The following is a 270-nucleotide window of genomic DNA, read 5'->3' on the forward strand; positions in this document are numbered from 1 at the left end:
AGCTCGGCACCGTCGACGTTCGCCTGAGCGTGGCGGGCGCTGACGTGCGGGCCACGGTGGTGTCGTCCAGCGAGAGCAGCCGTGCGCTGCTGGCCGGTGACGGCCGCACGCTCGCCGCGCGTTTCGATGCGGCGAACCTTCGGCTCGAACAGTTCCAGGTGTCACAGGGAGCCTCGGCATGAGCACCGCCGCGCCATCTCTCGACGATCGCCAGAGCGCCGTTGCCCTGTCGTACGACGACAAGACGCGCGCGCCGGTCGTCGTGGCCAA

1 protein-coding gene is annotated in these 270 nt (G+C 70.4%); it reads left to right on the top strand.

The window, feature by feature from the left end; all coding sequences use genetic code 11:
• On the top strand, window positions 1-182 hold a 182-nt coding region (locus CVH10_RS20790), incomplete at its 5' end, for a flagellar hook-length control protein FliK (protein ID WP_146143211.1).
• Window positions 183-270 lie beyond the last annotated feature (88 nt).

The organism is Halomonas sp. ND22Bw (genome assembly GCF_003011945.1).
In the GTDB taxonomy this organism is placed as follows: Bacteria; Pseudomonadota; Gammaproteobacteria; order Pseudomonadales; family Halomonadaceae; genus Halomonas; species Halomonas halophila.